The sequence below is a fragment of the Desulfovibrio aminophilus DSM 12254 genome, assembly GCF_000422565.1.
GTDB lineage: Bacteria > Desulfobacterota > Desulfovibrionia > Desulfovibrionales > Desulfovibrionaceae > Aminidesulfovibrio > Aminidesulfovibrio aminophilus.
The window spans coordinates 42,687-57,589 of the sequence record NZ_AUMA01000011.1 but is presented as its reverse complement, the minus strand read 5'-3'; the positions used below and the strand labels follow the sequence as shown (position 1 = coordinate 57,589).

Below are 14,903 nucleotides of genomic sequence, written 5' to 3'. Positions count from 1 at the left end.
AATCTCGCACGTCCAGACCATCGGCCCGCGGCGTAGGCCGTCATGCCCGGACGAATATCCTCTTGAAGTCAAGGAACGGAGAAAAAGCAAGGCCTTGCGCGTTCTGCGGCCACACGCGGAAAGGCCGAAATGGAAACCGGAATGCAGGCTCCACAATGTACGGACAAGCCGCAATTTTTGTCAACCGAAAAACGCCGGACAGCGACCTCTCAGGGGGCTCCGCCTGAAAGCGGCAGCCTCCGAAGGGGCCCTGCCGGACCTCCCTTGCCATCCGTCGGCCATGCGGGTAACCAGGGGGGTGTCGCCCAGTCTGCGCGGGCGCTTGTGAATTATTACCCAAAACTCGCCACCATTTCAAGAAGAAGTTGAGTTCGGAACGAAACACCACCACCTGCGTCCGTTGCGGGGAGTGCTGCCGCAAGGGCGGCCCGGCCCTGCACACGGACGATCTGCCCCTGCTGCGCGCGCCGGGCGGGCCGGACCTCGTGCATCTGCTCACCTTGCGGGCCGGTGAGCCCGCCCTGGACCAGATCGGCGGGCGGCTCGCGTCCCTGGAGACGGAAATCGTCAAGATCAAGGGCCGCGATGGCGCCTGGACCTGTCTCTTCTTCTCCGACGAAGGCTCGGCCTGCGCCATCTACACGACCCGGCCACTGGAATGCCGAATCCTCTCCTGCCGCGACACCAGGGAAATCGAGCGGGTCTACGCCCGTGACCGGCTCACCCGACGCGACATCCTGCCGGCCGGGCACCCCCTGCTGGAACTCGTGGCGGAGCATGAGCGACGCTGCCCGGTGTCCGGCTATGCCGGACTCCTGGAGAGCGACGCGCCCGAAGACCGACGAAGCCGGGCGGCCATGCTGGCCTGGGACCGCGAGGTCCGCTTGCTCCTGACGGAAAAATCGGGCATGGACCCCGCGATCCTGGATTTTCTGTTCGGACGCCCGCTGGAGCTGTTGACTCCCTCACTGACCGCCGCACGGAGACACGCATGAAGGACGACAGAGGACTTTACTACCACCCGAGCCTCCAGAACCACGACACGCGCATGTACGTGCGCGACAGCATGGGGCGCATCGAATTCCGGCTCTGGAACCGCGAGGATCCGGGGATCTGGGAGCGCCACGGCTGGCTCTCCCTGGAGATCGTCAAGGCCGCCGCCGAGATGTTCCGGGAACGCGGCGCGGACCGCAACCCTTTGGCGCTCTATGATCTGGATGTGGCCCAGCGCCTGATCAAGGACGGCGAGTAGCGAGTTCCAGGAGCAGGGTCTCGGTCCGCTCCACCAGGGCCTCCACCCCGAAGCGCTCCAGCACCCGCGCCCGGACCCGCTCTCGGAGCGCCCCGTCCTCGCGCTCCAAGCGTCCGACAAGGGCCAGCAGGCCGTCGGCCAGGGCCTTGGGGTCGCGCGGCGGCGTCACGACGCCCACGTCCCCGACGATCCCGGCCGCGTCGCCCACGTCCGTGACCACGCAGGGCAGGCCGCAGCTCATGGCCTCGGCCACCACGTTGGGGAACCCCTCGCTCACCGAAGAAAGGCAGAGCAGGTCCAGGGCGTTGTAGACCGCGGGCATGTCAGCCCGCGGCCCGGCCCAGACCAGCGCGGATTCCAGCCCCAGTTCCCGGCCCAGCTCTCGCAGCCGCGCGCCCGGCCCCTCCCAGCCTCCGCCCACGCAGACGAAGCCCAGGTCCGGCCGCTCGCGGCGGGCCAGGGCCGCCGCGCGCAGAAAGGTTTCGTGATCCTTCATGGGATCAAGACGGCCCGCCAGTCCCACCAGGGTCCGCGCGCCGCCCGCCGTCCACTCCCGGCGCAGGGCCGCGCCGCGTTCGCGGTCCGGGACGAAAACCGCGCCGTCCACGCCGTTGGGCACATGGGCCAGTCGTCCCCGGGGGAATCCTCGCCGCGTTGCGGCCGCCAGCCCGGCCCGCGAGTTGGCCACGATCCGGTCGGCCAGGGGCGAGCACAGGGTCTCCAACAAGGCCGACAGCCGCCAAGCCGGGCCGTAGCGGCGCAGCTCCAGTTCCGAGGCCCGCAGGCCCCAAACCACGTGGACTCCGGGAATCAGAGGCCGCAACGCCACAGTCAGGAGATTGGCCGTGCCCAGGTAGCCGTGGAGCACGTCCGGCCGGAAACGCCGCGCCGCGGCCGCCAGGCGGTGGAAAAAGCCCGCCAGATCCCAGCGCCCGCGCTTGCCCAGGTCGAGAAACTCCACGCCGCGCAGATCGCCTTCCAGCTCTCCGCCGCCATAAAACACGGCCACGGTCACCGCGTGTCCCCGGGCCGCCAACCCGTTGGACAGAAGGACGAGCTGGCGCTGGGCTCCGCCCAGGTTCAAATCCCGGATGAGGAAGAATATCCGCAGGGTCCGCGCCGCCACGTCAGTCCCCCCGCGCCGCCAACCAGGCCTGAAACATGAGCGCGTCCCAGAGGTGGGCCTGCCAGTATTCCCGGCCGCCCAAAAACTCCCGCCACATCCGCCCCACCTCCCCGGCGTCGAGGAATCCCTGCCGCCGCAGCCGGGCCGGATCAAGCAGATCCTCGCACCAGGGCCGCAGCTCCCCGCGCAGCCAGCGGGCCACGGGCGCGCCGAAGCCCATCTTGGGCCGCTCCACCAGGGCCGAGGGCACATGGCGGTGCAGCACCCGGCGCAGCAGCCGTTTGCCCGCGCGCATCGCCGTGGGCAGGCTCGCGGCGAACTCGGCCAGCCGATGGTCCAGGAACGGCGAACGCAGCTCCAGGCCGAAGGCCATTCCGGCGCGGTCCACCTTCACCAGGATGTCGTCCGGCAGATAGCTCTTCACGTCCACCAGGCTCATGTAGGCCCAATGGTCCAGGCCCGAGGGGTCGGTCGAAGTGAAGGCCGTGGTCGGTTCCTTGCCCCCGAGGACGAGGGATGCCGGAATCTTGGAATGGGAGCAGAGATAGCGGTACAAGGCGGGCAGATCCGGGGAGCGCAGAGCCTCCATGCGCCAGCCGACGCGCACGCCCCAGACGCCCAGGGCCCGGTACCAGGACCAGGGGACCACCCCGCCGATCCCCGCCAGCAGGCCCCGCAACGGGGTCGGAATCCGGCGCAGCGTGTTCCAGGCCGCGATCCCGAGGCGGTAGCGCTCGTAGCCGAGGAACAGTTCGTCCCCGCCGTCGCCGCCCAGGCAGACCGTGACGTGCCGCCGGGCCAGACGGCAGACCAGGAGCGTGGGAATCTGGGAGGAATCCCCGAAGGGCTCGTCCCAGTGCCGGGGAATCTCCGGGACCGCCTCCAGCAGTTCGGCCGGGCCCACGTACAGCTCCGTGTGCTCGGTCCCCAAATACTCCGCGACGGCCCGGGCCTGGGGGGCCTCGTCGAAGCCCGCCTCGCGGAAACCGATGGTGTAGGTCTTGGGCGGCGGACCGCCACGCCTGCTCATGAGCGCCGTCACCAGGGAGGAGTCGACCCCCCCGGAGAGGAGCGCGCCCAGGGGCACGTCGGAGAGCAGGCGCTGCTCCACGGCCCGGGACAGCAGGGATTCCAACGCCCCGGCGGCCTCCTCCTCGCCGCCCGCGAAGGGCGCGGCCGCGCCCTCCCGCCAGACCCGTTCCGCGTCCCAGTAGACCTCCTCGACGCCCGGGTCCGAGGGGCTCCGCAGGGTCAGGATGGTTCCGGGCCGGAGTTTGCGCGCGTCCGGGTGGATGGTGTGCGGGGCGGGGATGTAGGCGTGGCGGAAGAACAGGGTCAGGGCGTCGCGATCCACGCCCCGGTCGAACCCCGGGTGGGCCGTCAGGGCCTTGAGTTCCGAGCCGAAGACGAAATCGCTCCCGGCCCGGCCGTAGTACAGCGGCTTGACCCCCAGGCGGTCGCGCACCAGCCGCAGGGCCCGCTCCCGGCGGTCCCAGAGGGCCAGGGCGAACATGCCCGCGCAGCGCTCAACGGCCGCGCTCGGACCCCATTGGACGCAGGCCGCCAGAAAGGTCTCGGTGTCCGAGCCGCCCCGAAAGCGATGGCCCAACGCTTCCAGTTCCCGGCGCAGGTCCAGGTGGTTGTATATCTCGCCGTTGAAGACCAGGACGTAGCGGCCGTCGGCCGAGAGCATGGGCTGCGCGCCCAGGGGCGAAAGTTCCAACACGGCCAGCCGCCGATGCCCCAGGGCCAGGCCGGCGTCCGGCTCGGCCCAGACGCCCTCCCCGTCCGGGCCGCGATGGGCCAGGGTTCCGGCCATCTCACGGGCCAGGGCTTCCGGGTCCGCCCCGCCCGGACTCCAGACTCCGGCTATGCCGCACACGGCGATGCGCCCTCGCGGCGGACGAACACGTATTCGTTGCAGCAGTGGCCCGGGCCGGGGGTCTTCAGGCGCTCCAGGCGCAGCCCCAGGCGGCGGTAGAACTCCACCACCTCGCCGGGCAGGGCCGTCTCGAAGGGGTAGCCGCCCACCCAGTCCACCCAGTCGTGCCACTTGCTCATGCCCCGGTTGCGGCGATACTCGCGCCACAATTTGAACGGCAGCGGGTTCTGGCCGCGCGCCAGGCGCAGGAAGGCGGATTGTCCTTCGCAGACGCCCACCATGCCCAGGAGCAGGGCCCAGCGCACGGGCTTGGGCGACCGACAGTAGAACCGCTTGACCCCTCGCCAGAAACGGCTGCGCAAACCGCATTCGTTGTACAGGGAGACGACGAGCAGGCCCCGCTCCGTGAGCAACGGCGGCATCTGGGCCAGGGCCCGCCACATGTCCCCGGTATGGTGCAGTACGCCCCAGGAGTAGACCAGATCGAAGGTTCCCAGGCCGCCCAGGAAGTCCGCGTCCAGGGCCGAACCCTGACGGATGTCCCAGTCCGGGTCGTCCGGGAAGAAGCGCTTGCGCAGCTCCCGGGCGCACTCCACGGACTGGGGGTCGTAGTCGAAGGAAAGCACGCGCGCGCCCATCTGCCGGGCGGCCAGGGAGAACAGGCCGCTGCCGCAGCCCACATCCAGGAAAGTCCGGCCCGCGAGCTGGTCCAGGCCGGTCAGCTCCCGGATGGACTCCCGCGCGATGGCCATGCGGTCCTCGTCCAGCACGGAGAGGAAGGCGCGCCAGTTCGCGCCGAAACCGAAACGCAGGTCATTCCCGCCGCTCATCGCCTCTCCTCATTCCTGCCCGCGCGCGGCGGACAGGAGCTGTTCCCATTGGTCGAGGATGCCCTCCGGGGCGAAACGTTCCAAAACCTCCGGGGCGTTCGCGGCCAGCCGCGCCCGCAACGCGCCGTCGTCCATGAGCCGGGCCAGCTCCCGGGCCAGGGCCCGCTCGTCCCCGGGCGGAACCAGCAGGCCGTCCCGGCCGTGCCGGACGATCTCGGCGCATCCGGCGGTCTCCGTGGCCAGCACGGCCAGCCCTTGGGCCATGGCCTCGGCCAGGGCGTTGGAAAAACCCTCGTAGCGCGAGGGCAGGACGAAGACGTCCGCCTCGCGCAACACTGCCTGGGGCGCGTCCGTGAATCCAGGAAAAAAGACCCGGCCCGACAGGCCGAGATCGTCGCGCAACCGCTCCAGGGACGCCCGCTCGGAGCCTTCGCCATAGATCGCCAGCCGCCACCCCGGCCGTTCCTGGGCCGACAGGGCGAAGGCCCGCAGCAGCACGTCGAAGCCCTTCTGGCACTCCAATCTGCCGATGCTTGCGACAAGAGGTCTACCGGGTGTCCTGACCGCGCCGCCGGTGGCGGGGACGAAAACGGGGTTGGCGATGACCCGGCAGCGGTCGCGCAACGCGGGCGGAAACCAGTCCCGCGCCGCCGGGGTCTGCACCGCCACGGCCGAGGACCGGGGATAGGTCAGGCGACGCAACGCGGACCAGACCCGGCCGATCTGATGACCACCGGGATGCACTCGTTCGACCACGACCACCGGCGCGCGCCCGGCCACGGCCAGAAGGACCAAGACATTGACCCGGTCCATGAAGGACAGGACCACGTCCGGGGCTTGGGCCAGAATGGCCGCGCGCAGGCCCCGGACCCGCCGGAGGGTGGCGACGATCGCGGCCAGGGGATTCGGGGACTCGGAGGCAAGCCCCAGGGACACATGGCGCACCGGCGGTTGCGGGTGGAACCAGGGCGTCTCCCCGGGGGCGGCCAGGGTCAGGAGCGTGACCTCGTGGCCCCGCCCGGCCAGTCCCCCGGCAAGCCAGGCCATGATCTTCTCGGCTCCTCCCCCCCGGGCCAGGGAATGAATGACGCAGCATATCCTCACGCCGCCCCCCCGGTCCCGAAGACGAGTCCCTTGCGCAGGAGCCGCCGGAAAAGCAGGTGCTGGGCCAGGGCGCAGGCCAGGGAACAGGCGCTGGCCGCCACACAGACCCCGGCGACGCCGAACACGGGAAACAGGACGATCTTGCCGACCATGAACAGGGTGAAGGCGGCCGCGGCCGCGAGGCTTGGGGTGCGCGTGTCGCCCAGGGCGAAGAAGGCTCCGGCCGTGACCACTCCGGCGCAACCGAAGACGAGCACCCCGCCCAGCAAGACCAGGAAGGTCCAGAGCGTATGCATGTCCGCGCCGGTGAGACGGCCACGCCCGGCCAGCAGGCCGAGCAGCGGTTCGCCCACGGCCAGCAGCAGAAGATAGGCGAGGCCGGAAAGAAACAGCAGCAGCGCCAGCCGCCGCCGGTAGAGGCGCAGGAACCCGGCCGCGTCGCCCGCCTTGGCCCGGGCCGCCAGACCGGCCACGGCCGTGGCCCCCCAGACTTTGCCCAGGAGGTTCGCGCCCGTGCCCGCCATCTGCTGGGCCAGGTCGTAGAGCGACAGATGGCCCCCGGCGCTCATGGACAGCAGGGAGCGGTCCACGAACACGTCGGCCTTGGCGTAGGCGGTGTTGGCCAGGATCGGCCGCCCCCGGCGCCAGAGCAACGCGGCCAGCCCGACACGGGGAGGCCGTCCGTCGGTCCGGCCCAGGGTTGGCAGGAGCACCGCCCAGACCACGGCCGCGCGCCCCACGCCGAGCCAGGCGGCGACCTCAACGCCGCGATCCGGGAGGAAATGATACAGGAGCGCCAATCCCGGCGCGGTGGCGGCCAGGGCCGCGGCCTCCACCAAAACATACCGGTCGCGGGCGTAGAGCAAGGCCGAGAGGATCGCGGTGGCCAGTTGGAACGGGACACAGAGGGCCTGGACGCGGGCCAGACCGGCGCAGAGCCGGGCCGTTTCGGCGTCGAAGCCGGGAAAGAGCAGCCCGGTCCACCAGGGAGCCGCCAGGCAGAGCGCCAGGGCCGCCGCGAGGCCGAGAAGTCCGATCTGAAGGTGGCAGCGGCGGCCGTCGGCGTTCTGGCCGGAGCGCTCCTCGCCCGCGAAGAGCGGGATGAGCACGCTGGTCAGGGCCACCCCGACCATGCCCGTGAAGGCCTGCGGCGCGACGGCGGCCGCCACCAGGGCGTCGGTGGAGGCCCCGGGCCCCAGGCGGGCGTAGATCACCGCCTGCCAGAGGAACCCGGCCAGAAGGTTGCAGCCCGCCAGGGCCGCCAGGGCGAAATGACGCCGCGCTTCCGCGGCGGGCGACGGGACCGGCATGACCGTTCTTCTACGGAAAACCCCGGGCAAAGCAAGCGGCGGCCGGTCAGCGGACCTCGTAGACCCGCATGTGGGGGAAGGCGTCCAGGACCAGATGGAAGGAGGCGGCCAGGTCCGGGGTCGCCGGGTCGTCCAGAAGCAGGCGCACGAGCATGCTTCGGGCCAGCGCCGCATCCACCAGGAAGGCGTCCCGGCGGTCCGGGTTGATGAGCAGGCGCGGGGCCTTCTCACGGCCGTAGTCCTTGCGCTCCGAACCGTCCGCGGACAGGACGTCCAGGCCGCCCAGGGCGATGGGGAAGGAGGCGTTCTCCGGATTCAGGGTGCCGTTGTCGCGGTCCAGGCGGAAGTTCTCCGCCAGGCGCTTGGCCCGCATTCCCTGACCCTGGCCCCGGGTCACGTCCCAGCAGCCGTAGAAGGTGATCCACCCGGCCAGTTCGAGGTTCTCCCAGGTGACGACCAGGTACTGGCGCGGCCCGGCCCACGGGCCGGGAGCGATGCGGTCCAGCCCCTGGATCCCGGCCTGGACCTCGGCGGCGGGCAGGCGGTCCCACTCCGAGGCCGGGTCGAAGCCGTGCGAGGCGGCGAAGCGGATCATGGCCGCGGCCTGGCGGGCGTCGGGCGTGGTCAGGGCCAGGGCCAGGGGAAAGATGTCCCGGCCCGCGTGGCGGCCGCCGTCCGTGGGGGTCATCCGACGGGCGAAATACTGCGTGGCGTAGCCGAAATCCCACCAGGTCCAAATCCGGGCGTCCGGCGGAGCCATGAGGCCGAGATCCTGAAGGGTCTCGGCATGCACCCGGTCCAGGACGGGCGTGGCGGGCAGGCCCCGGTACATGTCGCCCAGCGGCAGGGCCAGGACCGCCGCCAGCAGGCCCTGCCCCACCAGGGCCAGGAAGGCCTCCAGGCGTCGGCCGCGCAGAACGCGGCGCAGAAGAAAGTCCAGACTCACGCCCAGGCCGAGCATCACGGCCGGACCGGCGAACATGCCGAAGCGGTTGCCGAGCCAGATGCTCGACAGGCCGAGGCCCAGCATGGGCAGGAGCAGCACCGCCTCGGGCCGCAGCGCGAGCACCACCGCGAACCCGAGAAGCCCCAGGCAGGAGGCCCACAGCGACCCGCTCAGACGGGTCAGCAGGTCGTCCAGGGGCACGACCCGGGCCTCGCGGATGCTCTGGGTGATGCCCGGCCAGAGCGGCCCGCCGGCGGCGGTGCGGGCGTTCTCGGCCACGGGCTGCAGATAGACCCCGGCCTTTTCCAGAAGCGTCCAGGCCGGGTCCAGGATATGGATGCCCAGGCCCAGAAGCAGGAGGCCGGCTCCCCAGGTCCAGGCGTTCTCCGCCAGACGCCGGGCGGCGGGCGACGGCAGGCGTTCCGCGAAGGCCAGGAACGCGGCCGCGCCCAGGCCCACGGCATACTGCCATGACGGGTCGCCCTGGCGCCACCCCGCGAAGGCGGCCAGCCCGAACACGGTCAGGTCGCGCAGGCCCTGGCGGCGTTCCCCGCCCCGGGCGAAGACGAGCAGGAGCGGCGCGGCCAGGGCGAAGGCCAGGATGTCCAGGCGGAAGATGTCGGAGTGCGGCAGGGCGGCCAGCCGAGCGACGACGCCGGCGGCCAGGGCCCAGAGGGGCGACACGGGCCGGGAGCGCTCCGCAGGGTCGCCGAAGCGGCCGGTGCGCAGGCCCACGAGGCAGGCCAGGAACAGGGCCGCCAACAGGGGCCCGAAGAGCGTGAACAGGTCGGTGTCCCAGTAGCCCAGGCGGGTGCGCACGAAGAATCCCGGCAGGATCGCTCCCAGGAGCCCGGCGGTCAGACCCGCAGTGCGGCCGCCCAGGAGCCAGCCCCAGAAAAGCGTCACCGGGGCCGCCAGCGCGCCCAGGAAGGCCGGACCCCAGAAGGCCAAATTGCCCGGCTCGGCCCCCGTGATCCGGAGAAGAAAACGGGTCAGGCCGGTGAAGGCGTAACCGGTGAAATCCCCCACGCCCAGGGCCCCGGCCAGCCAGGCGTAGGCGTCGTGAGTGGCCGCGATGTACTCGCCGCCCACGATCAGGCTCGGGTGCCGCCAAGCTGGAGCGTCGGCCAGCCGGACGGCGCAGGCGAAGGCGTAGGTGAGCACGGTCAACAGAAGCAGCCAGGCCCAGTCCGTCCGCGGGGAGGGACGGAGGCCCACGGCATCCTGGGCGTCACGATAACGGCGCGGAAGTTCGGGCATGGAATTCCTTTGCGTGGATGGCGGCGAACGCATTCTTCCTATCCGCAGGCCCAGGGAAAAGCAATTCGCGATTCCGGACGATCACCGCGTTCCCGCCGGACCGTCCGCTACGTCCAGCCATAACGCAGCACCGCGTCGACACCTTTCCGACTGTTCTTGCTCGCCATTGAAGCCCATGCAGAACAGGGAGAAACAATTGATTATATATGAATACAAAGAGCAATACTCTCTTTTCTATTCGATAGATTTTTCAACAAAATTGCATTTCAAACCAAGTAAAATCATTGTCATCTTTCATAGAATATCATTTATACTTACAATCAATCATCATTTTACATTTATATTTTGGACAATATAATGCTATGATGCAAACGTTCTTTTTCATGCAACTTTTTATAAAGAAATAAAATGCAATGCTTTCTCACCATCCAAGACACTTTTTTTCCTTGCCAGAGTGTACAGTATTTCATAACCATCACGCCTTGAAGAAGATTTGAATCCATCTCCGCTTGGCGATCCTCCTCCCTGGTCCGATGCGTCGCGAAAAATTTGCATACATGCCCATTTTTTTCCTTTACAAAAGGAGAAGGAAACCCTATCCGCATGTCCCCGGCGTGTGCAACCCGGTTTTCCCGTGTATCATTCTTTGGGGCCTGTCCGGCACGGAGGAACGATGGTCAAAAAGGACACCCTGGAGCGCTGGAACGCGGAAAAATCCGCCGAGCTCTACAACATCCGCAACTGGAGCGCGGGCTATTTCGACGTCTCCCGCGAGGGGCACGTCGTCATCACCCCGTCCCTGGACAACAAGAAGGTCCGCGTCTCCATCCCCCGCGTCATCAAGGGCCTGCGCGAACGCGGCCTGGACATGCCCGTGCTCCTGCGCGTGGAGAACATCCTGGACTCCCAGATCTCCCACCTGCACGAGGCCTTCCGCGCGGCCATGGAACGGCTCTCCTACCGCAACGTGTTCCGGGGCGTGTTCCCCATCAAGGTGAACCAGCAGGAGCAGGTCATCGAGGAGATCACCCGCCACGGCGGTCGCCACCACCACGGCCTGGAGGCGGGCTCCAAGGCCGAACTCATCGCGGCCCTGGGCATGCTCCGCGACCCCGAGGCCTGCCTCGTCTGCAACGGCTACAAGGACGAAGAGTTCATCGACCTGGGCCTGCACGCCCGCAAGATGGGCTTCAACATCTTCTTCGTCCTGGAGATGCCCTCGGAGCTGGAACTCATCCTGGAGCGCTCCCGGGCCCTGGGCGTGGAGCCCATGCTCGGCGCGCGCATGAAGCTGGCGGCCAAGGCCGGCGGCCATTGGACCGACTCCGGCGGCGACCGCTCCATCTTCGGCCTGGACACGGCCCAACTCGTCCAGGTGGTGGACCGCCTGCGGTCCGAGGGAATGCTCCACTGCCTGCGCCTGCTCCACTATCACCTGGGCTCCCAGATCCCGAACATCCGGGACATCCGCGCGGCGGTCATCGAGGCCAGCCGGGTCTACTCCGGCCTGGTGGACGAGGGCGCGGCCATGGGCTACCTGGACCTCGGCGGCGGTCTGGCCGTGGACTACGACGGCTCGCACACCAACTTCATCAACTCCCGCAACTACACCCTGGACGAGTACTGCGCCGACGTGGTCGAGGCGGTCATGCAGACGCTGGATGAGAAGGGCGTGGAGCATCCGGTGATCATCACCGAGTCCGGCCGCGCCCTGGTGGCCTACTACTCGGTGCTGCTCTTCAACATCCTGGACTCCGCGCGCTTCGAAGCCCAGCCCCTGCCCAAGGCCCTGCCCGAGGGCACCCCGACGCTCATCGAGAACCTCTACGACGCGGCCAAATCCATGAGCGTGCGCAACGTGCAGGAGAGCCTCAACGACGCGGTTTACTACCGCGACGAAATCCGCGGGCTCTTCCGCCACGGCCACGTGAGCCTGCGCCAGCGAGCCCTGGCCGAGACCATCTTCTGGCACATGGTCAACCGGGCCGCCGTGCTCCTCAAGCAGTTCAAGCAGATGCCGCCGGAACTGGACGACCTGGACGAGGCCATCTCCGACATCTATTATGCCAACATGAGCGTGTTCCAGTCCGTGCCGGACTCCTGGGCCATCGGCCACGTCTTCCCGATCATGCCGGTGCATCGTCTGGAGGAGATGCCCACGCGCCGGGCCATCCTGGCCGACATCACCTGCGACTGCGACGGCAAGATAGACCGCTTCATCGACCCTCACGGCGTGGCCAAGGCCCTGCCGGTGCATGAGTTGAAGGACAGCGAGGAGTACTACCTCGGCGTGTTCCTCGTCGGGGCCTACCAGGAAACCCTGGGCGACCTGCACAACCTCCTCGGCGACACCAACGTGGTCTCCATCCGGGTCCACGAGGACGGGGCCTTCGACTTCGTACGCGAGGCCGAGGGCGACACCGTGGCCGACGTGCTCTCCTACGTGGAGTTCAACCCCAAGCGCCTGCTCACACGCTTCCGAGAGACCGCCGAACGCGGGGTGCGCGAGGGTCGCATCACCGCCCGCGAACGCCGCGAGATCATGTGCGCCTTCGAGGACGGGCTGCGCGGCTACACCTACTACGAACGCTGAACCGGGCCGGTTCCCGGCTTTTCCAGAAATGCGGGGAGGGTCCCCGCATCGGCGCTTCGCGCCAAGGAGGTGGACATCATGTCGAAGGTGCTCATCATCGGAGCGGGCGGCGTGGGCCGCGTGGTGGCGCACAAGTGCGCCCAGGCCCCGGAGATCTTCTCCGACATCCTGCTGGCCTCGCGCACGAAATCCAAGTGCGACGCCATCGCCCGGGAGCTGCCCCGGCCCATCCACACCGCAGGGGTGGACGCCGACGACGTCCCCGAACTGGTGGCGCTCATCAAAGACTTCCAGCCCAAGCTCGTGCTCAACGTGGCCCTGCCCTACCAGGACCTGCACATCATGGACGCCTGCCTGGAGACCGGGGTGGACTACCTGGACACCGCCAACTACGAGCCGCCGGACGTTGCCAAGTTCGAGTACAAGTGGCAGTGGGCCTACCAGGAGCGCTTCGAGAAGGCCGGGATCATGGCCCTGCTCGGCTCGGGCTTCGACCCGGGCGTGACCAACGTGTTCACGGCCTACGCCAGGAAGCACCACTTCCGGCGCATGGACACCCTGGACATCATCGACTGCAACGCGGGCGACCACGGTCAGCACTTCGCCACCAACTTCAACCCCGAGATCAACATCCGCGAGGTCACGGCCCGGGGCCGCTACTATGAACACGGCGAGTGGGTGGAGACCGACCCCCTGTCCTTCTCCTGGACCTACGACTTCCCCGAGGGCATCGGGAAAAAGAAGTGCCTGCTCATGTACCACGAAGAGCTGGAGTCCCTGGTCCGGCACTTCCCCGAGATCAAGCGGGCGCGCTTCTGGATGACCTTCTCGGAGAACTATCTCAAGCACCTCCAGGTGCTGGAGAACGTGGGCATGACCCGCATCGACCCCGTGGATTACCGGGGACAGCAGATCGTGCCCCTGCAGTTCCTCAAGGCCGTGCTCCCGGACCCCGGCTCCCTGGGCCCGCTGACCAAGGGCCGCACCTGCATCGGCTGCGTCATCCGGGGCGAGGCCAATGACGGCGGACAGAAGAGTTACTACATCTACCAGATCTGCGACCACGAGGAGGCTTACAGGGAGACCAACTCCCAGGCCATATCCTACACCACGGGCGTCCCGGCCATGGTCGGCGCGGCCATGATGGTCCAGGGAGTCTGGCGCAAGCCGGGCGTCTGGAACATGGAGCAGTTCGACCCCGATCCGTTCCTGGCCGAACTGGGCAAGCGCGGCCTGCCCTGGGTCGAAACCTGGCTGTGAGCGACGCTCCGGGATTCGACCCCCGGGCCGTGCCGAGCCCCTGCTTCCTGGTGGACGCCGCCCGGCTGCGGGCCAACGCGGCCATCCTGGAACGGGTGCGCGCGGCCACGGGCTGCCGCATCCTGTTGGCCCTGAAGGCCTTCGCCATGTGGAGCGCCTTCGGCCACCTGCGCTGGGCCCTGGACGGGGTCTGCGCCAGCTCGCCCAACGAGGCCCGCCTGGGCCGCGAGGAGTTCGGCGGCGAGGTGCACGCCTTCGCCGCCGCTTACTCCCCCGCCAGTCTGGCCGAGATCGTCCGCCATGCGGACCATGTGGTCTTCAACTCCCTGGGCCAATTGGAGCGGCTGCGTCCGGTGATCGAGACCGCGCCGCGCCGCGTGGGCCTGGCCTTGCGGGTGCATCCCGGCCGCTCCGAGGGCCACACCCCGATCTACGACCCCTGCGCCCCGGGCTCGCGTCTGGGCATCCTGCGCGAAGAACTGGGCGACAGCCTGCCCGAGGGAGTCGAGGGCCTGCACTTCCACGCCCTCTGCCAGCACGGGGCCGACGCCCTGGAGCGCATCCTGGCGGCCTTCGAGGAGCGCTTCGCCCGCTTCCTGCCCGGCCTGTCCTACGTGAACTTCGGCGGCGGCCACCACATCACCCGGCCGGGCTACGACCTCGGCCTGCTGACCCGCCTCATCCGCGACTTCCAGGAGCGCCACGGGCTGCGGGTCTACCTGGAACCGGGCGAAGCCGCGGCCCTGGACGCGGGCTTCCTGGTGGCCGAGGTGCTGGACGTGGTGGAGCGCGGAACACCCCAGGCCATCCTGGACACGGCCGTGCCCTGCCACATGCCGGACGTCCTGGAGATGCCCTACCGGCCGCACATCGTGGGTTCGGGACTGCCCGGCGAGAAGCCCTTCACCTACCGTCTGGGCGGAGTCTCCTGCCTGGCCGGGGACGTGGCCGGGGACTACTCCTTCGACCGGCCCCTGGCCGTGGGCGACCGGCTCGTGTTCACGGACATGGCCATCTACTCCATGGTCAAGACGAACACCTTCAACGGCGTGGACCTGCCCGCCATCCTGCTCCTGGAGCCGGGCGAGGCCAAGCCGCACCTCGTCAGAAGCTTCGGCTACCCGGATTTCAAGGAACGCCTTTCCTGACTCAGGCGCCCCGCGCGGCGCGCTCTCCTCGCCTTTCAACTCTCCCCCCCTGCCAACTGAAGGAAGCAGGTGCATCCGAAAAAGATGCACCCCTCCGTCAGTCCGAAATCTTTCCGCGCTGAAATAATTGTCATTTTCTCTCTGCCGTTGTGGCCTGCTTGTTGCTGAACGAAAGGCACCGTCCACGAGTCC

At 68.7% G+C, this 14,903-nt stretch carries 11 protein-coding genes; 5 read left to right on the top strand and 6 right to left on the bottom strand.

Features of this window, described 5'->3' with window-relative positions:
• The first annotated feature begins 365 nt into the window (after positions 1-365).
• Together H587_RS0109200 and H587_RS0109195 are read left to right on the top strand one after the other, a co-directional pair.
• A complete protein-coding gene (locus H587_RS0109200) occupies positions 366-995 on the top strand; it encodes a YkgJ family cysteine cluster protein (protein ID WP_027176026.1) in 630 nt (209 codons plus the stop codon).
• Positions 992-1,252: a hypothetical protein gene (locus H587_RS0109195; protein WP_027176025.1), complete on the top strand. Its 261-nt coding sequence runs from the start codon at positions 992-994 to the stop codon at positions 1,250-1,252. Before H587_RS0109200 ends, H587_RS0109195 begins: the two co-directional genes overlap by 4 nt.
• Here H587_RS0109195 and H587_RS0109190 read toward each other — a convergent pair.
• The 6 genes from H587_RS0109190 to H587_RS21240 are packed head-to-tail and all read right to left on the bottom strand — an operon-like array spanning position 1,236 to position 9,710.
• Positions 1,236-2,378 (bottom strand): glycosyltransferase, encoded by a 1,143-nt coding sequence (locus H587_RS0109190; RefSeq protein ID WP_245560854.1) that lies wholly within the window; start codon positions 2,376-2,378, stop codon positions 1,236-1,238. The genes H587_RS0109195 and H587_RS0109190 overlap by 17 nt on opposite strands.
• Before the next feature lies 1 nt (position 2,379).
• A complete protein-coding gene (asnB, locus tag H587_RS0109185; protein ID WP_027176023.1) occupies positions 2,380-4,260 on the bottom strand; it encodes an asparagine synthase (glutamine-hydrolyzing) in 1,881 nt (626 codons plus the stop codon).
• Complete coding sequence (locus tag H587_RS0109180; RefSeq protein WP_027176022.1) at positions 4,248-5,090, bottom strand: class I SAM-dependent methyltransferase; 843 nt, start codon at positions 5,088-5,090, stop codon at positions 4,248-4,250. The genes asnB and H587_RS0109180 overlap by 13 nt, the downstream gene beginning before the upstream one ends.
• Positions 5,091-5,099: 9 nt before the next feature.
• Complete coding sequence (locus H587_RS17950) at positions 5,100-6,194, bottom strand: glycosyltransferase family 4 protein (protein WP_156904503.1); 1,095 nt, start codon at positions 6,192-6,194, stop codon at positions 5,100-5,102.
• Complete coding sequence (locus H587_RS0109170; RefSeq protein WP_027176021.1) at positions 6,191-7,504, bottom strand: lipid II flippase MurJ; 1,314 nt, start codon at positions 7,502-7,504, stop codon at positions 6,191-6,193. The genes H587_RS17950 and H587_RS0109170 overlap by 4 nt, the downstream gene beginning before the upstream one ends.
• Positions 7,505-7,550: 46 nt before the next feature.
• Complete coding sequence (locus H587_RS21240) at positions 7,551-9,710, bottom strand: STT3 domain-containing protein (protein WP_027176020.1); 2,160 nt, start codon at positions 9,708-9,710, stop codon at positions 7,551-7,553.
• A gap of 673 nt (positions 9,711-10,383) precedes the next feature.
• On the opposite strand from H587_RS21240, the gene speA reads away from it, so the two are divergent.
• From speA to nspC, 3 genes are all read left to right on the top strand, one after another.
• Positions 10,384-12,303: a biosynthetic arginine decarboxylase gene (speA, locus tag H587_RS0109160; RefSeq protein WP_027176019.1), complete on the top strand. Its 1,920-nt coding sequence runs from the start codon at positions 10,384-10,386 to the stop codon at positions 12,301-12,303.
• Positions 12,304-12,381: 78 nt separating this feature from the next.
• Positions 12,382-13,563, top strand: coding sequence for a saccharopine dehydrogenase family protein (locus H587_RS0109155; RefSeq protein WP_027176018.1), 1,182 nt, complete (start codon positions 12,382-12,384; stop codon positions 13,561-13,563).
• The gene (gene nspC / locus H587_RS0109150; protein WP_027176017.1) at positions 13,560-14,711 is read left to right on the top strand and encodes a carboxynorspermidine decarboxylase; all 1,152 of its coding nucleotides are present in this window, start codon (positions 13,560-13,562) and stop codon (positions 14,709-14,711) included. Before H587_RS0109155 ends, nspC begins: the two co-directional genes overlap by 4 nt.
• The last annotated feature ends 192 nt before the right edge of the window (positions 14,712-14,903 follow it).